Source organism: Luteimonas colneyensis (genome assembly GCF_014836665.1).
Lineage (GTDB): Bacteria > Pseudomonadota > Gammaproteobacteria > Xanthomonadales > Xanthomonadaceae > Luteimonas > Luteimonas colneyensis.
Window position 1 is genome coordinate 1 of record NZ_JACSQJ010000012.1, and the last position, 23,805, is coordinate 23,805.

The 23,805-nt window shown below is 71.7% G+C and carries 23 protein-coding genes and 1 other RNA gene; 13 read left to right on the plus strand and 11 right to left on the minus strand.

All coding sequences use genetic code 11. The annotated features are described in order from the left end of the window. Positions 1 to 296 precede the first annotated feature (296 nt). From H9645_RS13950 to H9645_RS13990, 9 genes are all read right to left on the minus strand, one after another. Positions 297 to 1,562 (minus strand): citrate synthase, encoded by a 1,266-nt coding sequence (locus tag H9645_RS13950; protein WP_191730310.1) that lies wholly within the window; start codon positions 1,560 to 1,562, stop codon positions 297 to 299. Between the two features lie 279 nt (positions 1,563 to 1,841). After that, positions 1,842 to 2,084 (minus strand): type B 50S ribosomal protein L31, encoded by a 243-nt coding sequence (locus tag H9645_RS13955; protein WP_189498523.1) that lies wholly within the window; start codon positions 2,082 to 2,084, stop codon positions 1,842 to 1,844. Positions 2,085 to 2,152: 68 nt separating this feature from the next. Next, positions 2,153 to 3,085 carry a nucleoside hydrolase gene (locus H9645_RS13960; RefSeq protein ID WP_191730292.1) on the minus strand — a complete coding sequence of 311 codons (933 nt, stop codon included), beginning with the start codon at positions 3,083 to 3,085 and terminating at the stop codon, positions 2,153 to 2,155. Positions 3,086 to 3,102: 17 nt separating this feature from the next. Further along, a complete protein-coding gene (recG, locus tag H9645_RS13965) occupies positions 3,103 to 5,223 on the minus strand; it encodes an ATP-dependent DNA helicase RecG (protein WP_318240560.1) in 2,121 nt (706 codons plus the stop codon). 4 nt (positions 5,224 to 5,227) lie between these two features. Next, on the minus strand, positions 5,228 to 5,611 hold the full coding sequence (locus tag H9645_RS13970) for a RidA family protein (RefSeq protein ID WP_189498519.1): 384 nt from the start codon (positions 5,609 to 5,611) through the stop codon (positions 5,228 to 5,230). A gap of 83 nt (positions 5,612 to 5,694) precedes the next feature. Next, positions 5,695 to 7,857, minus strand: a complete 2,163-nt coding sequence (locus H9645_RS13975) for a RelA/SpoT family protein (protein WP_191730293.1) — start codon at positions 7,855 to 7,857, stop codon at positions 5,695 to 5,697. 121 nt (positions 7,858 to 7,978) lie between these two features. Continuing rightward, the gene (gene rpoZ, locus H9645_RS13980; protein WP_189498515.1) at positions 7,979 to 8,281 is read right to left on the minus strand and encodes a DNA-directed RNA polymerase subunit omega; all 303 of its coding nucleotides are present in this window, start codon (positions 8,279 to 8,281) and stop codon (positions 7,979 to 7,981) included. A 119-nt stretch (positions 8,282 to 8,400) separates the two neighbouring features. Further along, positions 8,401 to 9,018, minus strand: coding sequence for a guanylate kinase (gene gmk, locus H9645_RS13985; RefSeq protein ID WP_191730294.1), 618 nt, complete (start codon positions 9,016 to 9,018; stop codon positions 8,401 to 8,403). A 13-nt stretch (positions 9,019 to 9,031) separates the two neighbouring features. Further along, positions 9,032 to 9,892: a YicC/YloC family endoribonuclease gene (locus H9645_RS13990; protein WP_191730295.1), complete on the minus strand. Its 861-nt coding sequence runs from the start codon at positions 9,890 to 9,892 to the stop codon at positions 9,032 to 9,034. A 63-nt stretch (positions 9,893 to 9,955) separates the two neighbouring features. Between H9645_RS13990 and rph the strand changes: the two genes are divergently transcribed. The 6 genes from rph to pepQ all read left to right on the plus strand — a co-directional run bounded on the left by rph (position 9,956) and on the right by pepQ (position 16,758). Continuing rightward, positions 9,956 to 10,684, plus strand: a complete 729-nt coding sequence (gene rph / locus H9645_RS13995) for a ribonuclease PH (RefSeq protein ID WP_191730296.1) — start codon at positions 9,956 to 9,958, stop codon at positions 10,682 to 10,684. 3 nt (positions 10,685 to 10,687) lie between these two features. Further along, positions 10,688 to 11,281 (plus strand): RdgB/HAM1 family non-canonical purine NTP pyrophosphatase, encoded by a 594-nt coding sequence (rdgB, locus tag H9645_RS14000; RefSeq protein WP_191730297.1) that lies wholly within the window; start codon positions 10,688 to 10,690, stop codon positions 11,279 to 11,281. A 3-nt stretch (positions 11,282 to 11,284) separates the two neighbouring features. Continuing rightward, on the plus strand, positions 11,285 to 12,448 hold the full coding sequence (hemW, locus tag H9645_RS14005) for a radical SAM family heme chaperone HemW (RefSeq protein WP_191730298.1): 1,164 nt from the start codon (positions 11,285 to 11,287) through the stop codon (positions 12,446 to 12,448). A 119-nt stretch (positions 12,449 to 12,567) separates the two neighbouring features. Next, positions 12,568 to 15,012, plus strand: a complete 2,445-nt coding sequence (locus H9645_RS14010) for a DUF1631 family protein (RefSeq protein ID WP_191730299.1) — start codon at positions 12,568 to 12,570, stop codon at positions 15,010 to 15,012. Beyond that, positions 15,009 to 15,359, plus strand: a complete 351-nt coding sequence (locus tag H9645_RS14015; RefSeq protein ID WP_191730300.1) for a PilZ domain-containing protein — start codon at positions 15,009 to 15,011, stop codon at positions 15,357 to 15,359. The genes H9645_RS14010 and H9645_RS14015 overlap by 4 nt, the downstream gene beginning before the upstream one ends. A 61-nt stretch (positions 15,360 to 15,420) precedes the next feature. Then, positions 15,421 to 16,758: a Xaa-Pro dipeptidase gene (gene pepQ, locus H9645_RS14020; RefSeq protein WP_191730301.1), complete on the plus strand. Its 1,338-nt coding sequence runs from the start codon at positions 15,421 to 15,423 to the stop codon at positions 16,756 to 16,758. Between the two features lie 55 nt (positions 16,759 to 16,813). On the opposite strand, the gene H9645_RS14025 is transcribed toward pepQ, so the two are convergent. Together H9645_RS14025 and H9645_RS14030 are read right to left on the minus strand one after the other, a co-directional pair. Beyond that, the gene (locus H9645_RS14025) at positions 16,814 to 18,142 is read right to left on the minus strand and encodes an aminopeptidase P N-terminal domain-containing protein (protein WP_191730302.1); all 1,329 of its coding nucleotides are present in this window, start codon (positions 18,140 to 18,142) and stop codon (positions 16,814 to 16,816) included. Positions 18,143 to 18,161: 19 nt separating this feature from the next. Beyond that, positions 18,162 to 18,707, minus strand: a complete 546-nt coding sequence (locus H9645_RS14030; RefSeq protein WP_191730303.1) for a UPF0149 family protein — start codon at positions 18,705 to 18,707, stop codon at positions 18,162 to 18,164. A gap of 136 nt (positions 18,708 to 18,843) precedes the next feature. Between H9645_RS14030 and H9645_RS14035 the strand changes: the two genes are divergently transcribed. The 7 genes from H9645_RS14035 (at position 18,844) to rpiA (ending at position 23,623) form a co-directional block, all read left to right on the plus strand. Further along, complete coding sequence (locus H9645_RS14035) at positions 18,844 to 21,051, plus strand: putative bifunctional diguanylate cyclase/phosphodiesterase (RefSeq protein WP_225218293.1); 2,208 nt, start codon at positions 18,844 to 18,846, stop codon at positions 21,049 to 21,051. Between the two features lie 31 nt (positions 21,052 to 21,082). Then, on the plus strand, positions 21,083 to 21,304 hold the full coding sequence (locus tag H9645_RS14040) for a TIGR02449 family protein (protein ID WP_191730305.1): 222 nt from the start codon (positions 21,083 to 21,085) through the stop codon (positions 21,302 to 21,304). Next, positions 21,301 to 21,594 (plus strand): cell division protein ZapA, encoded by a 294-nt coding sequence (locus tag H9645_RS14045; protein ID WP_191730306.1) that lies wholly within the window; start codon positions 21,301 to 21,303, stop codon positions 21,592 to 21,594. The genes H9645_RS14040 and H9645_RS14045 overlap by 4 nt, the downstream gene beginning before the upstream one ends. Positions 21,595 to 21,687: 93 nt before the next feature. Next, positions 21,688 to 21,873: non-coding RNA, 6S RNA (gene ssrS / locus H9645_RS14050), on the plus strand. A 45-nt stretch (positions 21,874 to 21,918) separates the two neighbouring features. Further along, complete coding sequence (locus H9645_RS14055) at positions 21,919 to 22,500, plus strand: 5-formyltetrahydrofolate cyclo-ligase (protein ID WP_191730307.1); 582 nt, start codon at positions 21,919 to 21,921, stop codon at positions 22,498 to 22,500. Continuing rightward, on the plus strand, positions 22,497 to 22,979 hold the full coding sequence (locus tag H9645_RS14060) for an EVE domain-containing protein (protein ID WP_191730308.1): 483 nt from the start codon (positions 22,497 to 22,499) through the stop codon (positions 22,977 to 22,979). The genes H9645_RS14055 and H9645_RS14060 overlap by 4 nt, the downstream gene beginning before the upstream one ends. After that, positions 22,976 to 23,623, plus strand: coding sequence for a ribose-5-phosphate isomerase RpiA (gene rpiA / locus H9645_RS14065; RefSeq protein WP_191730309.1), 648 nt, complete (start codon positions 22,976 to 22,978; stop codon positions 23,621 to 23,623). Before H9645_RS14060 ends, rpiA begins: the two co-directional genes overlap by 4 nt. Positions 23,624 to 23,805: the final 182 nt, after the last annotated feature.

Genomic DNA, 23,805 nt, shown 5'->3' on the forward strand with positions numbered 1-23,805 from the left:
GGACAGCCGGCCATGGATGGCCGGCGGCCGGCAGTGGGAGCAGGACGCGGAGATGCCGGGGGAGCACACCCCCTGTGCGCGCGACGGGCCGCGTACTCCACCACGGAGCCGACTTGCACAGAGCCGACTTGCATCACGACCCAACGCCGCAAGCATCCCTGGCCGTAGCAGACGCCGATCCAGCATCACCACAGCCAGCTCGACCGCGAGCCTCTTCCCCTCACTTGGGAGAAGAATCAAAAAAAAAGCCCCGCGGAGGCGGGGCGTTTAGTGTACCGGGGGAAGACCGGCCGGGATCAGCGCTTGTCGGTCGCCACGTAGTCGCGCGACTCCGCACCGGTGTAGATCTGGCGCGGACGGCCGATCTTGAACTCCGGGTCCTCCTGCTGCTCCAGCCAGTGCGAGACCCAGCCGGCGGTGCGCGCGATCGCGAACATCACCGTGAACATCTCGGTCGGGATCTTCAGCGCCTTGTAGATGATGCCGCTGTAGAAGTCGACGTTCGGGTACAGCTTGCGCTGCACGAAGTAGTCGTCCTTCAGCGCGGCCTCTTCCAGGCGCATCGCGATCTCGAGCATCGGATCGTCGATGCCCAGCTCGCCCAGCACCTTGTGGGTCATCTCGCGGATGATCTTCGCGCGCGGGTCGAAGTTCTTGTAGACGCGGTGGCCGAAGCCCATCAGGCGGAAGCCCGACTCCTTGTCCTTGGCGCGGTCGACGGCCGATTGCACGTTCTTCACGTCGCCGATCTCGGCCAGCATCTTCAGCACGGCCTCGTTGGCGCCGCCGTGCGCCGGGCCCCACAGCGCGGCGACGCCGGCGGCGATGCACGCGTACGGGTTGGCGCCGGTGGAACCGACCAGGCGGACGGTGGAGGTGGAGGCGTTCTGCTCGTGGTCGGCGTGCAGGATGAAGAGCAGGTCCATCGCCTTGGCGGCGACCGGCGACAGCTCCAGCGGGCCGCTGGGCAGCTCGAACATCATGTGCAGGAAGCGCTCGACGTAGCCGAGGTCGTTGCGCGGGTAGTTCGCCGGCCAGCCCATCGAATAGCGGTAGCAGGCCGCGGCGATGGTCGGCAGCTTGGCGATCAGGCGGACGCCCGCCAGGCGGCGCTGCTCCGGATCGTCGTAGTCGAGGTCGTTGTGGTAGAAGCTCGCCATCGAGCCGAGCATGCCGACCAGCATCGCCATCGGATGCGCGTCGTGGCGGAAGCCGCCGATGAAGCTCTTGAACGCCTCGTGCATCATCGTGTGGTGCGTGACGTCGTGCTCGAACGACGCGAACTGCTTCGCGTCCGGCAGCTCGCCGTTCATCAGCAGGTAGGCGACCTCGAGGAAGTTCGAGTGCTGCGCAAGCTGTTCGATCGGATAGCCGCGGTACAGCAGCACGCCCTCGTCGCCGTCGATGTAGGTGATGGCGGACTTGCAGCTGGCGGTGGCGGTGAACCCGGAGTCATAGGTGAAGCGGCCGGTGGCCTTCGGCAGCTTCGAGATGTCGATGCACTCGTTGCCGAGGGTGGGCTTCAGGACGGGCAGTTCAACCGACTTGCCGTCGACCTGCAGGGTGGCGGTCGGCGCGTCGCCGGCCTTGTTCTCGTTGGCGGACACTGTCGCACTCCTTCTTGGCGTCGCGCCCCGGCGCGAAGGCGCGGGCGGACGGGGGATCAGGCGGATCGCGTCTGACGCGATGCGGCAATTATCGCATAGCGACGTGCGGCACCGTATCCACGCGGCCGGCTCGAACGGTGGGACGTAGCGTCCGTGGCGAGACGGCGCGCCGCGGGTCCGGAAACGTCGCTGGCCGCCGGGGGGCGGCCGTCGACGCGAACGCTGCGCGCGGGATTACTTGGCGTAGCGCTTGCGGAACTTGTCCACGCGGCCGCTGGTGTCCATCAGCTTGTTCTGGCCGGTGTAGAACGGGTGCGAGGCCGAGCTGACTTCGATCTTGATCAGCGGGTACTCGTTGCCGTCTTCCCACTTCACGGTCTCCTTGCTGGAGAGCGTGGAACGGGTGAGGATCTTGAAATCCGAGGTGACGTCCTGGAAGACGACGTCGCGGTACTCGGGATGGATGTCGGCCTTCATGGCGGCACCAGAATCAGCGGGGAAAGAGCGGCATTATAGCGGCCGATTCCGTCCCCCGCAAGCACCGCTCAGGCGAGCGCCTCGCGGACCTGGGCCTCCAGCGCCGCCTGGTCGTAGCGCAGCAGGATCCGGGCCCGGTCCGGGCGGCCGAGCTGGCGCTGCCAGTCGACCAGGGTGGCACCGCGGGCCGCGGACCGTCCCAGCACGACGTCGACCGGGCGCTCCGCCGCCTCGAGCACGGCGCCGGGCCGAAGCGCCATGGCCATGGCCAGCGCATCGGCGCAGAACCAGCGGTCGCCGCGCGCGTCCTCGGACCAGCGGCGGGCATGCCGCGACACCGCCTCGTAGAAGGCCGCCACCGGCCCCGGCGCGGCGAGCCAGCGATCGACGTCTTCATGCAGGAAGCCGTGCGCCACGGTCGCCTCCCAGTCGGCGAGGTCGAAGCGGTCGAATGCGCCGAACACGATGTGCGCCGCCTCCGGATCGAAGAACACGTTGAACTCGGCCGAAGGCGTGATGTTGCCGTGGCCGGTCACCGCACCGCCCATCACCACCAGCCTCGCGATGCGCGACGGCAGCGTCGGATCCAGGCGCAGCGCCAGCGCGATGTTGGTCAGCGGCCCGAGCGCGACCAGCAGCAGGCGTCCGGCGTGCCGGTGTGACAGCTCGATGATGGCCTCGGCGGCATGGCGCGCCTCGGCCGCCCGCGTGGCCGGGGGCAAGCCGGCGTCCCCGAGGCCATCGACGCCATGCACGTTGGCGGCGTCGGGCGAGGGGTGCAGCAGCGGCCGGTCGCAGCCGGGAAAGACCGGCACGTCGTCGCGCCCCGCCACCTGGCAGATGCGGAGCGCGTTGGCGACCGTGTGCTCGAGGCCGACGTTGCCGGCGGCGATGGTCAGGCCGACGACCTGGTGGCGGGCATCGGCGAGCGCCATGAGCAGGGCCAGCGCGTCGTCGACGCCCGGGTCGGTATCGATCAGCAGCGGGATGCGTTCGTCCATCGCCGGATTATCCCCGATCAGGCCGAGGCGTACCGGACGGCGCCGCCGACCCAGCGTTGCACCAGGCGCTCGGCCACCGCCGGCTGCTCGTGCAGCAGGCGTTCGCCGATGTCGTGCACCAGCGGCAGCATGCCCGCATCACGCCCGAGATCGGCGACGCGGAAGGCCGCCAGCCCGGTCTGCCGCGTGCCGAGCAGCTCGCCCGGGCCGCGCAGCTCCAGGTCCTTTTCGGCGATGACGAAGCCGTCGCCGGTCTCGCGCATCGTTTCCAGGCGCTCGCGCGCCATCCGCGACAGCGGCGGCTGGTAGAGCAGCACGCAGCTCGACGCCGCGCTGCCCCGCCCCACCCGGCCGCGCAGCTGGTGCAGCTGCGCCAGGCCCAGGCGCTCGGCGTTCTCGATCACCATCAGCGAAGCGTTCGGCACGTCCACGCCCACCTCGATCACCGTGGTGGCGACCAGCAGCCCGGTCTCGCCGGCCTTGAACGCGCGCATCGCGGCCTGCTTCTCCGCCGCCTTCATGCGCCCGTGCACCAGGCCGACGCGCACGCCCGGAAGCGCGGCCGAGAGGCCTTCGAAGGTCGCCTGCGCCGCCTGCGCGACCACCTCGTCGGACTCGTCGATGATCGTGCACACCCAGTAGGCCTGTCGGCCTTCGGCGCAGGCGGCGCGGATGCGCTCGACCAGCCCGGGCCGCCGGCCTTCGGCCATGACCACGGTCTGCACCGGCGTGCGGCCGGGCGGCAGCTCGTCGATGGCGGACACGTCGAGGTCGGCGTAGGCGGCCATCGCCAGCGTGCGCGGAATCGGGGTCGCGGTCATCACCAGCTGGTGCGGCACGCGACCGCCCTCGCCGCCCTTGTCGCGCAGGGCCAGGCGCTGGTGCACGCCGAAGCGGTGCTGCTCGTCGACGATCGCCAGCGCAAGGTCGTGGAAGGCGACGCCCTGCTGCATCAGCGCATGGGTGCCGACCACCACCTGCGCGCGGCCGCCGGCCACGTCGTCCAGCGCGCGGATGCGGGCGCGGCCGGTGACCTTGCCCGCGAGCCATGCGACCTCGATGCCGAGCGGGGCCAGCCAGCCGCGCAGGTTCGCCAAGTGCTGTTCGGCGAGCAGTTCGGTGGGCGCCATCAGCGCGGCCTGGCGGCCGTCGGCGACCGCCATCAGCGCGGCCATCGCCGCGACCACGGTCTTGCCGGAGCCGACGTCGCCCTGCACCAGGCGCAGCATCGGCACCGGCTGCGCGAGGTCGGCGCGGATTTCGCCGAAGACCCGCTCCTGCGCCGCGGTCAGCGCGAAGGGCAGCTGCGCGCGCAGCTGCAGGGCCAGCATGTCGCGCACCAGCGGCGCGGCCGCATGCGCCTGCCGCGCGATCCGCTGCCTGCGCATGCTGAGGTGGTGCGCCAGCAGTTCCTCCACCGCCAGCCTGCGCTGCGCGGGATGGGTGCCGGCCAGCAGCGCCTCGACATCGGCATCGCGCGGCGGCCGGTGCACGGTGAGCAGGGCTTCGCGCAGCCCCGGCAGCCCCTGTCCATCCAGCCACCCGCCCGGCAGCAGCTCGAGCACGTCGTCGCCGGGAAGGCGATCGAGCGCGTGCGCGATCAGCCGCTTCAGCGTCGCGGGGCCGACGCCCTCCACCGCCGGATACACGGGATCGAGGCGGTCGCCGAGCACGTCGCCATCGTCGTCGCCGAGCACCGTGTAGCTGGGATGCACGATCTCCAGCCCGCGCTGGCCCGGACGCGGGGTGCCATAGGCGCGGACGCGCACGCCGGGCTGGAACTGCGCCGCCTGCGGGCCGCGGAAATGGAAGAAGCGCAGCACCAGGGTCGCGCGCGAGTCGTCGCCCAGCGCGACGCGCAGCATCGGCCGGTAGCGGAAGCCGCGTTCCACCGCTTCCACCCGGCCCTCGACCTGGGCGGGCACGCCCGGCTGCAGCAGCCGGATCGGCGTCAGCGTGGTGCGGTCCTCGTAGCCGCGGGGCAGCTGCAGCCAGAGGTCCTGCAGCGTTTCCAGGCCGCGCGCGGCCAGCTTCTCCGCGATCCGCGGCCCCACGCCGGGCAGCGTGGAGATCGCGGCGGCGCCGCCCGGCGCGAGTCCGGGCGCGGGCGTGGCCGCACTGCGCCGCGCCGCCGCCACCGCGTCAGTCGAGGACCATCACCGCGTCGACCTCGAACCGCGCGCCCTTGGGCAGCGCCGACACCTCGATAGTCGAACGCGCGGGATACGGTTCGCTGAAGTACTCGGCCATCACCGCGTTCACCGCCGCGAACTGCGACAGGTCGGTGAGGTAGAGGCCGACGCGGGCGACGTCGTCGAGCGAGCCGCCCGCGGCCTGGCAGATGGCGCGCAGGTTGTCGAAGGCGCGGCGGGCCTGGACGGCGATGTCGCCCTCGACGAGCTCGCCGGTGGCCGCATCCATCGGCAGCTGCCCGGACAGGTAGACCGTGTTGCCACAGCGCGTGGCCTGCGAATAGGGGCCGATCGCGGCGGGGGCGTCGGCGGTGCGGACAGGTTGCCTGGGCATGCGTGGATCCTCGTGGTGCGTGGCCGGCGATTATGACCGCCGGCCACGCAGCGGGCCATCGCATCCGGTCGTGGCGACGCGCGTCAGAGCCGCTGCACCCCGTGCACCACGCCCAGCCGGCGCACCCGGCGGATCACGTCGGCGAGGTGGTTGCGGTCGCGCACTTCGATCGCGAACTGGATCACCGCGACGTTGGTGTCGCGCTCGAGGTACTCGACCGCGTCGATGTTGGACTCGGCCTTGGCCACCGCCGCCGCCACCTGCGCGAGCACGCCGGGGCGGTTCTCGACCTCGAAGCGCAGCGCGACGTTGTAGTCGCCGGTGACCTCGCGGTCCCAGCCGATGTCCACCCAGCGCTCGGGCGACTTGCGGTATTCGGCGACGTTCGGGCATTCGATCCGGTGCACCACCACGCCGCGGCCGGCGGTGTGGTAGCCCATGATGTCGTCGCCCGGGATCGGCATGCAGCAGTTGGCGAATGTGACCACGCCGCGCTCGGCGCCGGTGATCAGGATGCGGTCGTCGCGATGGCTGCGCGGCGCGCCCGGCGGCGGCGCCTTGTGGGTCAGCGCCTGCGCCACGTGGGCCGGCATGCGGTTGCCCAGGGCGACGTCGGAGAGCAGCGCTTCCAGCCGCGGGTAGCGGTATTCGGCCAGGAACGCGTCGAGCTGCGCGGCCGGCAGGCGCTCGAGCGAGCTGTCGAGGTCCTCCAGCGCGCTGTCGAGCATGCGGTGGCCGAGCTGCACGGCGTCCTCGTGCTCGAGCTGCTTGAGCTGCTGGCGGATCGCGGTGCGCGCCTTCCCGGTGACCACGAACTCCAGCCACTGCGGGCGCGGCTGCGAGGACTTGGCGGTCACGATCTCCACCGACTGCCCGCTGGCCAGGCGCGTGCGCAGCGGCACCAGGCGGCGGTCCACGCGCGCGGCCACCGCGCGGTTGCCGATGTCGGTGTGCACGGCATAGGCGAAGTCGACGGCGGTGGCGTTGCGCGGCAGCGACATGATCTCGCCCTTGGGCGTGAACAGGTAGACCTCGTCCGGGAACAGGTCGACCTTGACGTTCTCCAGGAACTCCAGCGACGAGCCGGTGTCGCTCTGCGATTCGAGCAGCCCCGAGATCCAGTTGTGCGCGCGCTGCTGGGCGCTATTGGGTCCGCCGCCGCCGTGCTTGTAGGCCCAGTGCGCGGCGATGCCGCGCTCGGCGATCAGGTCCATCTCCGCGGTGCGGATCTGCACTTCGATCGGCGAGCCGTAGGGCCCGAACAGCACCGTGTGCAGCGACTGGTAGCCGTTGGCCTTGGGGATGGCGATGAAGTCGCGGAAGCGGCCGTCGACCGGCTTGTACACCGAATGCGCCACGCCCAGCGCGTGGTAGCAGTTGGCCACCGAGCCGACGATGATGCGGAAGCCGAACACGTCGATGACCTGGGCGAAGGTCTTGGCCTCCGCGCGCATCTTGTTGTAGATGCTCCACGGCGACTTGACGCGGCTCACCAGGCGGTAATCCAGCCCCTCCTTGGTCAGCCGCTGGGCCAGCTGGGCCTCGATCCTCGCCATGGCCTCGCGGCGCAGCATCGGCTGCGCGCGGATGTGCTTGTCGAGGATGCGGTGGCGCATCGGATACAGCGCGCGGAAGCCGAGGTCCTGCAGCTCGGCCTTGATCAGGTTCATGCCCAGGCGCTGCGCGATCGGGGCATAGACCTCGAGCGTCTCGCGGGCGATGCGTTCGCGCGCCTCCACCGACTGCGCGCCCAGGGTGCGCATGTTGTGCAGGCGGTCGGCGAGCTTGATCAGGATCACGCGCAGGTCGCGCGCCATCGCCAGCATCATCTTGCGGAAGCTTTCGGCGTCGGCCTCGCGGCGGCTGGCGAACTGCAGCTTGTCGAGCTTGGTGACGCCTTCGACCAGCTCCGCCACCGGCTCGCCGAACTCCGCCGCCAGCGCCTCGCGGGTCAGCGGCGTGTCCTCGATGGTGTCGTGCAGCACCGCCGCCACCAGGGTCTCGATGTCGACCTTCTGCTCGGCCAGCACGCCGGCCACCGCCACCGGATGGGTGATGTAGGGCTCGCCGGACCTGCGCAGCTGGCCTTCGTGCGCCGCGGCCCCGACCGCCCAGGCGCGGCGCAGCAGGCGCAGCTGGTCCGCGGGCAGGTACGCGGCCGAGGCTTCGAGCGCGCGCACGTAGTCGGGCACGTCCCCGTCGCCGGGAACCGGCACGCTCACCAGCGCGAGTTCGGCTGCATTCATGCGCTGAGCCTACGCGTGCGCCAGCGGGCGGGCAACGCGCCGGCGCGCGCCCGTCCGCCGCAACGAAAACGGCCCCGCCGGGGCGGGGCCGTCGCAGCGGCGCACGGGACGCCGCCGGTCGTCAGAGGTCGTCGCCCTTGGACAGGTCGTCGTCGGCCACCACCTCGGCCGCGGCCCACTCCAGCGCCTCGCGCTCGCGGCGCTCGCGCTCGGCCTTCTCGACGGCGTCGACGTAGTCGGCGTCGATGCGGCGGGCGGCGATCTCGCGCAGCGCCAGCACGGTCGGCTTGTCGTCGTTCTCGCTGTTGTCCAGCTGGGCCTCGACGCCGTTGGCGAGCTGGCGCGCGCGCCGTGCGGCCATCATGACGAGCTCGAAGCGGTTGTCGATGACCTGGAGGCAATCCTCAACGGTGATGCGGGCCATAAATCTCCTGGCGGCCGGCCGGCCGTCGATGCGGTAAGAGGGACCGGAAATGATAGGGGAAGCCCGGGGGAATCGCAAGCAAACACCAGCGAATCAACCACTTGCGCCAGGCAGCCCGGCTATTCCCCGGCCAGCAGCGCCTCGAGCAGGGCGGCATGCCGCCGGGCCTGGGCCTCGCGGCGCAACCGGCTGGCGGTGAACACCGCGCACATCTCGTCCACGGCGGTGTCGAAGTCCTCGTTGACGATGACGTAGTCGAACTCGTCGTAGTGGGACATCTCTTCGCGCGCGGCGGCCAGGCGGCGGGCCATGACCTCCTCGCTGTCCTGGCCACGCTTGCGCATGCGCTGGTCGAGCGCGGCACGCGAGGGCGGCAGGATGAACACGCCAACGGCATCGGGCACGGCCGCGCGCACCTGGCGCGCTCCCTGCCAGTCGATCTCCAGCAGCACGTCGCAGCCGGCGGCCAGCTGCGGCTCCACCGACTGCCGCGCGGTGCCCTTCCAGTCGCCGTGGACGCTGGCGTATTCGAAGAAGTCCCCGGCATCGATCATGCCGCGGAAGGTGGCGTCGTCGACGAAGTGGTAGTGCTCGGCGTGGCGCTCGCCAGGCCGCGGCGGGCGCGAGGTGAAGGAGACCGACAGGCTGATGTTGCGGTCGCGCGCCAGGCAGGCGTTGACGATGCTGGACTTCCCGGCGCCCGAGGGCGCCGCGACGATGAACAGGGTTCCGCGCATCGGGCCGTCGCCGCTACTCAATGTTCTGCACCTGCTCGCGGATCTGGTCGATCAGCACCTTCAGCTCCACCGCGGCCTGGGTGGTGCGGCGGTCGACCGACTTCGAGCCCAGGGTGTTGGCCTCGCGGTTGAACTCCTGCAGCAGGAAGTCGAGCCGGCGGCCCACCGGCTCCTGCTGCCCGAAGACGTGGCGGATCTCGTCGACGTGGCTGCCGAGGCGGTCGAGCTCCTCGTCGACGTCGAGCTTCTGCAGCGACAGCACCAGCTCCTGTTCGACGCGACCGGGATCGGCGGCCTGCGCCAGCTCCGACAGGCGCGCCTCGAGCTTCGCGCGCTGGCCCTCGCGGATGGCGGGCACCAGGCCGCGGACCTCGGCGGCCACGCGCTCGACCCCGTCCACGCGCTCCAGCATGGCGGCCACCAGCTTGGCGCCCTCGCGCTCGCGCGCCGCGATGAATGCGGCCAGGACCTCGTCCAGCAGCACCAGCACTTCGGCCTGCAGGGCGGACGGCTCGGGCGCGGCCGAGCGCAGCACGCCGGGGAACTGCAGCAGGTCGACGAACTGCGTGTGCAGGCCGGGGAAGCGCGCGGCGGCGTCCACGGCCAGCTCCGACAGCTGCGACAGCAGCGCCTGGTCCACGTGCAGCGTCGCCACGCCCTCGGCCGGGCGCAGGCGCAGCGACACGTCGACCTTGCCTCGGGACACCCGCGCCGAGATCCGCTCGCGCAGCTGCGGCTCCAGCGCGCGCAGCTCGTCCGGCGCGCGGACCCCGATCTCGAGGAAGCGGTGGTTGACCGCGCGCAGCTCGCAGGCGAGCGTGCCCCACGGGGTGGCGCGCTCGCCGGACGCGTAGGCGGTCATGCTGCGGATCATGCGGACGTCCGGTGGTTCGGGGTGCCGATGGTAAACTCGCGCGCCATTCCAGCGGTAATCGACATGTCCCAGACCCCCCGCCCCAGCGGCCGCGCGCCCGACCAGATGCGCGAGGTGCGCATCGAGCGTGGCTTCACGCGCCACGCCGAGGGCTCGGTGCTGGTGGCGTTCGGCGACACCCGGGTGCTGTGCACCGCGAGCGTCGAGAACCGCGTCCCGGGGTTCCTGCGCGGCAAGGGCTCGGGCTGGGTCACCGCCGAGTACGGAATGCTGCCGCGCGCCACCAACAGCCGCACCGATCGCGAGGCGGCCCGCGGCAAGCAGGGTGGGCGCACCCTGGAGATCCAGCGCCTGATCGGCCGTTCGCTGCGCGCCTGCGTCGACCGCGACGCGCTGGGCGAACGCACCATCACGCTCGACTGCGACGTGCTGCAGGCCGACGGCGGCACCCGCACCGCCGCCATCACCGGCGCCTACGTGGCCCTGGTCGACGCGGTGCGCTGGCTGCAGAAGCGCGGCGACGTGAAGCGCGACCCGGTGCACGGCGCCATCGCCGCGGTCTCGGTCGGCGTCCACGCCGGCGTGCCGGTGCTCGACCTCGACTACGCCGAGGACAGCGCCTGCGACACCGACATGAACGTGGTGATGAACGACGGCGGCGGCTTCATCGAATTGCAGGGCACGGCCGAGGGCCACGCCTTCCGCCGCGACGAACTCGACGCCATGCTGGCCCTGGCCGACAAGGGCTGCCGCGAGCTGTTCGCGGCCCAGCAGGCCGCGCTGGCGGGCTGAGCCATGGACCTGGTGCTGGCCAGCGGCAACGCCGGCAAGCTGGCCGAGCTGCGCGAACTGCTGGCCGGCGAGGGCTTCGGGCTGCGCGCGCAGTCCGGGTTCGGCGTCGACGACGTCGAGGAAACCGGCCTGACCTTCGTCGAGAACGCCCTGCTCAAGGCCCGCCACGCCGCGGCCGCCACCGGCCTGCCGGCGCTGGCCGACGACTCGGGCCTGTGCGTGGACGCCCTCGGCGGCGCCCCGGGTCTCTACTCCGCGCGCTACGCCGGTCCCGGCGCCGATTCCGGCCGCAACATCGAACGCCTGCTGCGCGAGCTCGAGGGCGTGGACGACGATGCCCGCGGGGCCGCTTTCCACTGCTGCATCGTGCTGCTGCGGCACGCCGACGACCCGAAGCCGATCGTGGTCGAGGGCGACTGGCGCGGCCGCATCCTGCGCGCGCCACGCGGCGACGGCGGCTTCGGCTACGACCCGGTCTTCCTCGATCCGGACAGCGGCCTGACCGCGGCCGAGCTTCCCGCCGCGCGCAAGAACGCCATCAGCCACCGCGGCCGTGCCCTGGCCGCGCTGCGCGCACGCCTGCACGAACTCGCCTAGGCCATGCTGGTGCCGCCGCCGCTGTCGCTGTACGTGCACCTGCCCTGGTGCGTGCGCAAATGCCCGTACTGCGACTTCAACTCGCACGAACAGCGCGGCGCCCTCCCCTTCGCCGGCTACGTGCAGGCGCTCGTCGCCGACCTCGAGCACGACCTGCCGCTGGCCTGGGGCCGCACCGTGCACAGCGTGTTCTTCGGCGGCGGCACGCCCTCGCTGTTCCCGGCCGATGCGATCGACGACTTCCTGCAGCAGGCCAGCGCACGGCTGCGCTTCGCGCCGGGCTGCGAGATCACGCTCGAAACCAACCCCGGCACCGCCGAGCACGGCCGCTTCGAGGGCTACCTCGCCGCCGGCGTGAACCGGCTCAGCTTCGGCATCCAGAGTTTCGACGACGGCTGCCTCCAGCAGCTGGGGCGCATCCACGACAGCCGCGAGGCCGACGCCGCGGTGAAGCTGGCGCAGGACGCGGGCTACGACAACATCAACATCGACCTGATGTATGCGCTGCCGGGCCAGGACCTGGCCGGCGCCGCGCGCGACCTCGAGCGCGCCTTCGCGCTGCAGCCCGCGCACGTCTCGCACTACCAGCTCACGCTGGAGCCCAACACCCTGTTCGCCGCTCGCCCGCCCGACGCGATCCCGGACGAGGACGCGGCCTGGGACATGCAGGAGCACTGCCAGGCGATGCTGGCCGACGCCGGCTTCGACCACTACGAGGTCAGCGCCTACGCCCGGCCGGGCCGGCAGTGCGCGCACAACCTCAACTACTGGCGCTTCGGCGACTACCTCGGCATCGGCGCCGGCGCGCACGGCAAGATCAGCCTGGGGGCGACGCAGGCCGTGCGCCGGCGCTGGAAGCTCAAGCACCCCACGGCGTGGATGGGCGTCGCCGGCACCGCCGACGCCCTGGGCGGCGACGAGGACGTGCCGGCCTCGCGCCTGCCCTTCGAATACATGCTCAACGCGCTGCGCCTGCACGAGGGCTTCGCGCTGGCCGACTTCGAGTCGCGCACCGGCCTGCCGCGCTCGGCGATCCGGCGGGAACTGGACGAGGCCGTGGCCCGCGGCTGGCTGGCCCGCGACGGCGACGGCGACGCCGAGCGGATGGTGCCGACGGCGCTCGGGCGGCGCCTGGGCAACGACGTGGTGTCCCTGTTCCTCCCATGAGACCGCGCGGGTGCCGATGTGGCCGCTCGTGGCCGCTCCCCGCCGCGAACCGCGTGCTGGCCGTCACACCGAGCGCATGATATGAATCGCCCAGGGGAACCGGCAGCACGACCATGTCATTGACGACACATCCAGACCACGGCCACGCCAGACGCAACCTGGCGGCGGCCGACCTGCCGCGTCGCGTCCGCCAGGCGTTGGACGCGGCCCTCCGGCTGGTTTCCGCCGAGCTCGACCCGTACCTGGCCTTGCTGCTGGACGAGTACGAGCAGGAGCTGTTCCGCCTCGCCGAGCGTGCCCGCCACCCGGGGAGTGAATCCGCCTACGTCCATGCGCTGCGCGCCTTCCGTGCCGGCCGCTCGGACCTGGTACCGCAGTTCATGCTTGAACTCGAGGCGGGCCTTGCGGGGATCCGCGCCGCGCCGGCGCCCGCGCCGGCGCGCGCCCCCGCGGCGCCGGTCGCCGGCCGCGTGCTGAGCCTGGTCGACGATTCGATGATCGACGAGGACACCCTGCTGCGCGAGATCGCCACCCGCCAGGAAGGGCGCGCGAGCCTGCCCATGCATCTGCTCGGCCAGCGCTTCGGGGTGCTGGCCGGCACGCCTGCGATGGACGCCGAGCGCCTGCCCCTGGGTCCGCAGGCCGTGTGCCGCGCGCTGCGCCAGGCCTGCCGCTCGCTGCACCTGGGCCCGGAGTCACGCGAACTGCTGTACCGCCTGTTCGACCGCCTGGTCATCGCGCACTACGCGCCGGTGCTGGAGAAGCTCGACGCGACGCTCGATCAGGCCGGCGTGCTCAAGGGGCTGACCTACGTGCCGCTCCGCCTGCGCGCCTCGTCGCGCCAGGAGGCCCTGGAGGCGGCCGAAGGCTCCGCTCCCGGCCAGACCTCGGCCCGCCCGAGGACGGCACCCGGAAGCCGCGCCGGCGAGGCGGGCGCGGACGGATCCCGTCCCTCCTCCGGCGGCCGCCACGGCGGCTCCGCGCCGCCTGCGCACGGCGGACGTCCCCACGGCACCGGCCGGGGCGACGGGAGCGCCAGCGCCGGCCACGATGCCGGTGCCTCGACGCCGCCGGGCACCGGAGCGGCCACGCGGCCGCACACGGCCTGGATGGCGGAGACCACCACCGCCTTCGCCGGCGGCGACGAAGAGGCCTCCTACGTCGCGCTCCAGCAGCTGCTGGCGGGGCGCAGGGCACTGATCGGCAAGCTGCGCTCCGCGCGCCCCCCGGCCGCGATGGCCACGCTGGGGACCGGCGAACTGATGAGCGCCCTGGGTACCCTGCAGCGCCAGTCGCACGGCCCCGGCGGCACGCAGCCCAGCCTGATGGACGTGCGCCAGATGCTGCTCGCGCAGGCGCGCCAGCGTCACGGCAAGGGCGCCGCGCTGTCGCAGCGCGACAACGACACCTTCGAGCTGCTGCACCTGCTGTACGGCCAGCTCGAGGGCGAGATCAGCGCCGATGCGCCGGCCGCGGCCCTGATCCGGCGCCTGCAGCTGCCGCTGCTGCGGGTGGCGCTGCAGGACCAGGCCTTCTTCGTCCAGGCCACCCACCCGGCACGCGAGCTCCTCAACACCGTCGCCGAGACCGCCGCGAGCTGGCTCGACAAGGAGGACGTCGACCCGCAGTTGCTGCTGCCGCTGCAGCAGGCCGTGAGCCACGTCGTCGAACGCTACGACGGCGACACCGCCGTCTTCGAGGCCAGCAACGCGCAGCTGCAGGGCCACCTGCAGGCGCAGGTGCGCAAGGCGGAAATGCTCGAGCGCCGGCACGTCGAAGCGGCGCGGGGCAAGGAAAAGCTCGAGGTCGCCAAGCTGCGCTCGGCGGCCGCGCTCGAGCAGTTGCTCGGCGACCAGCGCATCCCGAAGTTCTCGCGCGCGCTGCTGGGCCAGGCCTGGGCCGACGTGCTCACCCTGACCCTGCTGCGCCAGGGCGAGGCGTCGCCGGAGTGGCAGGCGCAGCTCGACGCCACCCGGCGCATCATCGCCGCCTGCGCGAAGGGCGAGGACGCCGCCGACCCGGCGCTGGCCACGCACGTGGAAACCGCGCTGTCGCAGGTCGGCTACCACGCCGAGGAAGCGGCCATCATCGCCGCCCGCCTCACCAGCAGCCGCAGCGACGAGGACGATCCGGCCTCGCGTACCGAGCTGGCGATGAAGCTCAAGGCGCGGACCCGCCTGGGCGAGGATGCCGAGCGCGCGCGCCGACCCGATCTCCCGCCGCGCACGCCCGAGGAACAGGTGCGCTACGAACAGCTGCGGGTGATGCCGTTCGGCACCTGGATCGAGTTCACCACCAACCAGCAGGGCGACGTCGTGCGCCGCCGCATGTCCTGGTTCAGTCCCGTCACCGACAACGCGCTGTTCGTGAACCAGCGCGGCCAGCGCATCGGCGAGCATTCGCTGGATTCGCTGGCCAGGATGATCGCGGCCGGACAGGCGCGCATCGTCACCGCCGAGCGCGGCCGCCTGGTCGATCGCGCCTGGCAGGCCGCGCTGCGTACCCTGCGCAGCTTCGCCGGACGCGGCGACGCCCCTCCCATCGCCGGGGACCAGCACGCATGATCAACGAGTTCCGACGCGCCCGACGCCGCAAGGCCGCCGACACCATCCTGGTCGTGGACGCCATGACCGAGCGCGTCGTGGGCCGCATCGGCAACCTGTCCGAGACCGGCATGCTGCTGATGGCCGGCGCCCCGCTGGCCGACGACGCGCTGTACCAGTTCCGCTTCAGCCTGCCGTCGGACGACGGCAGCGAGTCCACCGTCGAGGTCGGCGCCCACCTGCTGTGGGTGGACCAGGCCAGCGCGCCCGGGCAGGCCTGGGCGGGATTCCGCTTCATCGGCCTCACCGAGCACCAGGCCGGCCCGCTGCGCGCCTGGATCGACGCCCCCGGCAGCCGCTACGAATAGGCCGCGGCCGGCGCGCGGGCGATGCGGCAGAATGGCCGCCTCCCCCGCCTGACGGACCGCCATGACCACCGAATCGCCCGCCACCCTCTACGCCGCCCACCTCGAGACGCTGTCCGCACGCGCGGCGACGGCGCTGGAGCGCGGCGGCTTCGACCACCTGGTGGTGCCCAGCGGCACCCTGCACTACCAGGTCTTCGATGACCGCGACTATCCCTATGCGGTCAATCCGCAGTTCAAGCACTGGGTGCCGCTGGTGCGCAATCCCGGCAGCTGGCTGGTGGTCACGCCCGGGCAGCGCCCGAAGCTGGTGTACCTGCAGCCTCGCGACTACTGGCACGTGGTGCCGGAGGCGCCGTCCGGCGACTGGGTGGAGCATTTCGACATCGAGGTGATCCGCACGCCGGACGAGGCGCTGCAGCACCTGCCGCGCAACGCCACCCGCTGCGCCATCCTCGGCGAGCCGCAGAGCGCGCTCGGGCGCTACGGCGCGTTCGCGCCGAACAACCCACAGCCGGTCATCGACTATCTCGAGTACCACCGGGCGTACAAGACCCCCTATGAAATCGCGATGATGCGCGAAGCCCAGCGCCGCGCCGTGCGCGGACATCGCGCCGCCGAGCGCGCCTTCCGCGCCGGCGCCAGCGAGTTCGGCATCCACCTGGCGTACTGCCAGGCCGTGGGCCAGGACGCGAACGAGCTGCCTTACGGCAACATCGTCGCGCTCAACGCGCACGGCGCGGTGCTGCACTACACCGAACTCGACCGACTGCCGCCGAAGCCGGTGCGCAGCTTCCTGCTCGACGCCGGCGCCAGCCACGCCGGCTATGCGGCCGACATCACCCGCACCCACGCGATGGACCGCGGCGGCGAGTTCCAGGCCTTCATCGACGCCATCGACGCCGCGGAGCTTGCGATGTGTGACCAGGTCCGCGCCGGCGTCGACTACCGCCAGCTGCACCTCGACGCCCATCTCGCGCTGTCCGGCGTGCTGAAGGACTTCGGCATCGTGACCTGCGGCGCGGAGCAGGCCGTGGCCAGCGGCCTCAGCGCGAGCTTCTTCCCGCACGGCATCGGCCACGGCATCGGCCTGCAGGTGCACGACGTCGCCGGCTTCGCCGCCTCAGACGCCGGCGGCAGCATCGAGAAGCCCGACGGCCACCCCTATCTGCGCCTGACCCGCGAGCTGGCGCCCGGCATGGTGGTCACCATCGAGCCCGGCCTGTACTTCGCCGACATGCTGCTGGAAGACCTGCAGGCTGGCGACAACGCACGCCTGGTCGACTGGGACCGCGTCGAGGCCTTCCGTCCGTTCGGCGGCGTGCGCATCGAGGACAACGTGGTGTGCACCGGGGGCGAGCCGGTCAATCTCACCCGCGAGGCGTTCGCGGCGCAGGCCTGAGCGCCGCCGCCGGCCATCGGCGTCACCCCGCGGAAGTGCGCCGCGGGGCGACGGCTCAAGCGGCCATGAAGGCCTCGATTTCGTCTGCGCTGCGCGCGAGCCCCGCGGTCAGGACCTCGTGGCCGTCGCGGGTGATGGCGACGTCGTCCTCGGTGCGGATGCCGATGCCGCGCCACTTCGCGGCGACGCTGGTGTCGCCCGGCGGGATGTAGATGCCCGGCTCGATGGTGTAGACCATGCCGGGCTCGAGCAGCCGCGACTCGCCGTCGATGCGGTAGTCGCCGACGTCATGCACGTCCAGGCCGATCCAGTGTCCGGTCTTGTGCGGATAGAAGCGGCGGTAGGTGCCATCGGCGACCACCTTCTCGAGCCTGCCCTTGAGCAGGCCGAGCGAGAGCATGCCCTCGGCCAGCACGTCCACCGCGGCCTTGTGCCCGGCTTCCCAGGGCACGCCCGGCCTCGCCTGCGCCAGGGCCGCCGCATGGGCGGCACCCACCAGGTCGTGCAGGGCGCGCTGCTCGCGGCTGAAGCGCCCACCGACCGGGAAGGTGCGAGTGATGTCGGCGGCGTAGCCGCGGTACTCGGCGCCGGCGTCGACCAGGACCAGGTCGCCGCGACGCGCGACCGCATCGTTGGCGCGGTAGTGCAGCACGCAGGCGTTGGCGCCGGCACCGACGATGCTGCCGTAGGCGGGCTCGGCACCGGAGGCGCGGAACACGCGCTCCAGCTCGGCCTGCAGCTCGTATTCGCGCATGCCCGGCCGCGCCGCGCGCATCAGCGCCTCGTGGGCCTGCACGCTGATCTTCGCCGCCCGGCGCATCAGCTTCAGCTCGTCGGCACTCTTGATCAGGCGCATCTCGTCGAGCAGATGCCCGAGCTCGAGGAATTCATGCGGCGGCTGCGCACCGTGGCGCACCTGGGCACGCACGCGGTTGAGCCAGCCGATCAGCTTCAGGTCGAAATCGGTGTCGCGGCCGAAGTGGTAGTAGACGCGGCTGCGGCCTTCCAGCAGGCCGGGCAGGATCTCGTCGATGTCGTCGATCGCGTAGGCGTCGTCGACGCCCAGCGCGTCCGGTGCGCCCTCCGGCCCCGCACGCGGGCCGTCCCAGGCTTCGCGCTCGGGGTCGCGCTCGCGGCAGAACAGCAGGCTCTCGCCGTGGCTGCGGCCCGGCACCAGCACCAGCACCGCCTCGGGCTCCTCGAAGCCGCTGAGGTAGAGCACGTCCGAGTCCTGCCGGTACGGGTAATAGGTGTCGCGGCTGCGCACGCGCTCGGGCGCGGCGGGCAGGATGAGGATGGCGTCCTCACCCGCCATCCGCATCAGCTGGCGACGGCGACGGCGGTAGGCCGCGAGCGCGGTGGCGGGCGTGGTACGTCCGTTCATGCGTGCGCTGCGGGCGCCCTCAATTGAGGCGGTTGCGGTGACGCGCGGCGAGCGCGCAGTCGCCGTGCAGGAGCAGGGCCGCGACGCGCACGAACTCCTCGATCTCGACGAGCGCGGCCTCGTCCTCCTCGTCGCCGTCGTCCTGTGCAGTGGCGCGGGCCAGGCGGGCGAGGTCGGCCAATGCCTCCGTGCCCTCCCCCGAGAGCCGCGGTTCGCTGCCCGCGGCGAGCCCGAACGCGCCGACGAAGCCCCGGCACCAGTCGAACAGCGCGCCGCTGCGCTCGGCCAGCGATGCACTCTCGTCCGGGACCAGCAGTTCCAGGCCGAAGTCGCGGTCCTCGAACTGGGCCGAGGTCGCCGCCTGCAGCCGCGCGAGCACGGATCCGGCCGCGGGCGCCGGCAGGCTGTCGTCGACCATGACGCGGGCGAGCCAGTTGCCGCCCGCGTCGCCGCCACCGGCAAGCCAGCCGCAAAGTCCGCCGTGGAGTTCGGACGCGGGCGTGGCCAGCCCTGCGTCGTGGCAGGCCTGTTCGACTTCGGATACGTGGGGCAAGGATTCTGGCATGGCGGGATCGGCTGGAAACGGCGCTTGGAGTGTACCGTGCGGGCCGCTTGTTGCCGGTGCGCGGGCCCGCCTACACTGCGGTGCCCGCCTGGGGAGGCGGAAGGGGAGCAGTCTCTTGTCCGTCGCAGGACCCGGCTTGGCCATCGCCGTCGCGGCCGTCGTGCTGCTCGCGACCTCATGCATCGTCCTGTTCCTGCGGATGCGCGCCTCGCGCCGTGAGGCCGACCGGCTCCGCGAGCGCGAGCGCGGGTTCCGCATGGCGCTGTGGGCGAGCAACCAGCGCTTCTGGGATTTCCACGTGCCGACCGGACGCCTGCGCTACCTCGTGGCGCAGCACGACCAGCGCGGCATCGACCACGGCCTCGGCTCCGAAGAGGCCGACCCGGCCGCGGTCATCCATCCCGACGACCTTCCCGCCGCGGTCGACCGGATGCGCCGCTACGTGGCCGGGGAAACCGCCGAGTTCTCCTCCGAGCACCGCGTCCGCGCCGACAGTCCGTCCGGGTCCCGGGGCGACTGGGTCTGGATCCGCGCCCGCGGACGGACAGTGGAGCACCAGGCCGACGGCGCGGTCCTGCGCGTGGCCGGGACCTCGCTGGACATCGACCGCAACCGCGAGGTCGAGCGCGAGAACCGCATCGCCAGCGAAGTGCTGCGCAGCATGAGCGAAGCGGTGGCGGTGCTCGACGAGCGCTTCCGCTTCCTGTCGGTCAATCCGGCCTTCACCCGGATCACCGGCTACGCCGCCGCGGAGGTCATCGGCCACGGCGCCGAGATGCTCGACAGCCTGCAGCACGAGCCCGCCCGCGGGCGCGGGATGCGCACCGGCCTCGAGCGGGAGGGCCGCTGGTCCGGCGAGCTCTGGCAGCGCCACGGCAACGGCGAGGAGTTCCTCTGCGCGATCGAGGCCGCGACCGTGGCCGCCGGCTCCGCGCCGCACGGCGAGCGCATGTACGTCGTGATGCTGAGCGACATCACGCTGCAGAAGCGCGCCGAGGAGGAGCTGCGCTATCTCGCCAACTTCGACTCCCTCACCAACCTGCCCAATCGCTCATTGCTGGCCGAGCGGCTGTCGCGCGCGATCGTGCGCGCGCGCCGCGAGGGTTCGCGCGTGGCGGTGCTGTTCCTCGATCTCGACCGCTTCAAGGACATCAACGACTCGCTCGGCCACGCGACCGGCGACCGCATCCTGCGCGCCGTCGCCGAGCGCCTGCAGCAGGCGGTCGGCCACGACCAGACCGTGGCGCGCCTGGCCGGGGACGAGTTCACCGTCATCCTCGCCGACCTCGCCGCGCCGGAGGACGCCGAGCGCGTGGCGCGCGAGATCATCATGGCGTTCGAGGCCCCGCTGCTGTCGCAGGAAGGCCAGGAGGTCTCGGTGTCGCCTTCGATCGGCATCAGCGTCTACCCCGACCACGCCCAGGTGCCCACCGAACTCCTCAAGCGCGCCGACGCCGCCATGTACCAGGCCAAGGCCGCCGGCCGCCGCACCTACATGCGTTACGACGACAGCATGGAGGCGACGATCCGTCGACGCGCGACGCTGGCCGGCGCGCTGCACAAGGCCCTGGACCGCGGCGAGCTGCACGTGGTCTACCAGCCAAGGCAGTCGCTCGCGACCTCCCGCATCACCGGCGCCGAGGCCCTGCTGCGCTGGTCGAGTCCGGAGCACGGCGAGATCGTGCCGGCCGAGTTCATCCCGCTGGCCGAAGAGAACGGCATGATCCTGGAGATCGGCGAGTGGGTGCTGCGGGAGGCCTGCCTGGCGCTGCAGCGCTGGCGGCAGCACGGGCTCGACGGCCTGACCATATCGGTGAACATGTCGGTGCTGCAGCTCCTGCGCGGCGACTTCGCCGGGGTGGTGCGTCGCGTGCTCGACGACACCGGCGTCCCACCGCAGGCGCTGGAGCTGGAACTGACCGAAAGCGTGCTCATGGCCAACGCCGCGCAGACCGCGGTGAAGCTGCATGCCTTCCGCGAACTCGGGGTGTCGCTGGCGATCGACGACTTCGGCACCGGCTACTCGTCGCTCGCCTACCTGAAGCGCCTGCCGATCACCACGATCAAGATCGACCAGACCTTCATCGCCGACCTCGGCCACGAGCCCGAGGGCGCCGCGATCACCACCACCGTGGTCGCGATGGCGCACGGACTGGGGCTGAACGTCGTCGCCGAGGGCGTCGAGAACCAGGTCCAGGCCGACTTCCTCGCCCTCCACCACTGCGACGAGATCCAGGGCTACTGGGTCTCGCGGCCGCTCGACGCGGTGGCGTGCATGGCCTTCATCCGCAACCGCCAGCCCCCGGCCCGCAGCGCGGCGTCGCAGCCGGCCAGCTCGCCTTGACCGCCCATCCGCGCCTGCCTATCGTGCCCGGATGGACACCGATGACGTACTCGCCCAGCTGCAGAGGCTCTCCGAACGCTTCGACGAGCTGGCGGCGCGTACGCGCAGGCTGGCCGAAGAGAACCGGAGCCTGCGCCTGCAGCACGACCAGGTCTCGGGCGAGCGCTCGCAGCTGCTGGCCAGGAATGAACAGGCCCGCAGCCGGGTCGAGGCGATGATCGCGCGGCTGAAGTCGCTGGAGCAGCACACGTGAGCGAACCCAGGGCCGTCAGCATCCGGGTGCTGGACCGCGAGTACACCGTCGGCGTCGGCAGCGGCGAGGTCGACGGCCTCATGGCGGCCGCGCGCCTGCTGGACACGCGCATGCGCGAAGTGCGCGGCGCCAACCGCATGGCCGCCATCGATCGCGTGGCGGTGCTGGCCGCGCTCAACCTTGCGCACGAGCTCGAGCAGCTCAAGCGCACCAATGAACAGCGCGACCGCGAGATCACCCGCACGCTGCAGGCCATGCAGGCGCGGCTCGACGCCATGCTCGATGCCTGAAGCGGCGCGCGAAGCCCGCACGGCGGTGTGCAAGGTGAACGTCCGCCGACAAGTGGCCGCGTCGGCATCCGGGCACGCGCTATACTTCATCCGCGTCCTCTGCCGTGATCGACGGCGTGCACAAACATTCGCCTTGTCCCTTAATGACGACCACGGGGATGCGACGGAAGCCTGGCGCGCATGTCCGCCCACGAGCGGGAAGCCCGAAGGCAGCCAAGCGTTCCCACTTGAACCCCGGGTTCAAGGTCGTTTGGCACGCATCGACATGGCGGAGGACGTATCCCTTCTTGAGCGCCCGGCCAGGCCCATCGCGATGGTGATGGCATGAGCGCCGGACGCGCCGCCCTCCGCCGCATGCTGCGGGAACGCAGGCGCGAGGTGCCCCCCGCCGCCCGCATCGGCGCCGCGGCCGGGATCGCGGCCCGACTCCTCGAACATCCGCTTCCCGCCGGCGCGCGCGTCGCCGGCTACTGGGCCGCCGACGGCGAGATCCCGCTGCATGCCTGGCAGCTGCGGCTGCCGCGCGACGTGACCTACTGCCTGCCGGTCGTGCACGAAGACGGTCGCCTGCGCTTCGCGCCGTGGAAGGCCGGAGAGGCCGTGGCGGCGAACCGGTACGGCATCCCCGAGCCCGTGGTGCCGTCGGATGCGCTGCTGCAGCCCGACGCGCTGGACCTCGTCGTCGTGCCACTGGTGGGCTTCGACCATCGCTGCCACCGGCTGGGCATGGGCGGCGGCTGGTACGATCGCAGCTTCGCATTCCGCCATCGCATGCCGGCACCGCCCCTGCTGGTCGGTGCCGCGTTCGCCTTCCAGCAGGTCGACGGCGAGCTGCCCAGCGAAGACTGGGACGTGCAGCTCGACGCGGTCTGCACCGATCTTTCCACCGTTTCCCGAGCGACATGAGCACTGGCAAGCGCAAGCGTTACTGGCTGATGAAGTCCGAGCCGGAAGATTTCTCGATCGACGACCTCGAGCGCGTGGGCACCGAGCCCTGGACCGGCGTCCGCAACTACCAGGCGCGCAATTTCATGCGCGACGGCATGCAGGTGGGCGACGGCGTGCTGTTCTACCACTCGAACTGCGACGTGCCCGGGATCTACGGCATCGCCGAAGTGGCCAGCGCCGCATATCCGGATCCGACGCAGTTCGAGCGAAAGTCGAAATACTTCGACGCGAAGGCGACCCGCGAGGAGCCGCGCTGGATGCTGGTCGACGTCGGCTTTGTGCGCAGGTTCCAGGCGCCGGTGACGCTCGCGGCGATCCGCGATCGCGCGGATGCGCTGGGCGAGGAGTTCGCGCTGATCCGCAAGGGCACCCGCCTGTCCGTGCTGCCGGTCACCGCCGCGCAGTGGAAGATCCTCCTGGCCATGGAGCCGAAATGAGCGACGCAAAGCGCCTGGCCGGCGAAAAGGCCATCGAATATGTCGAAGACGGCATGGTGGTCGGCGTCGGCACCGGGTCCACGGTGGCCTTCTTCATCGATGCGCTGGCGGGGCTCCGCGACCGGATCACCGGCGCGGTCTCGAGCTCCGAGCAGAGCACCGAACGCCTGCGCGGCCACGGTATCGAAGTGCTCGACCTGAACGCCTGCGGCCCGATCCCGCTTTACGTCGACGGCGCCGACGAGTGCGACCCCGGGAAGCGGCTGATCAAGGGCGGCGGCGCGGCCCTGACCCGCGAGAAGATCATTGCCGAAGCCGCGGCGAAGTTCGTCTGCATCATCGACCCGTCCAAGGAGGTCCCGGTACTGGGACGCTTTCCGCTGCCGGTCGAGGTGATTCCGATGGCGCGCAGCCTGGTGGCCCGCGAAATCCTGGCCATGACCGGCGGGCAGCCCGTCTGGCGCCAGGCCACCGTCACCGACAACGGCAACTGGGTGCTCGACATCCACGGCATGTCGATCACCGATCCGGTGGCGCTGGAACAGGCGATCAACCAGATCCCCGGCGTAGTGAGCGTGGGCCTGTTCGCACGCCGGCCGGCCGACGTGGTGATCGTCGGCGGTCCGTCGCCCCGGGTCCTCTGAGCGACAGGGCGACGTTACCGGACGCTCCTCGCGCCTGCTGCCGACAGCATCGACCCAGGCCCCGCGCAAGCGGGGCTTTCTTTTTTTTGCGGCGACGGGAATCGCCGGGCTGAGGCCGCCGCGCGCCCAAAGAAAAACCCCGCAGCCGTGGCTGCGGGGTTTTGGGGTAAAGACCCTGGCGA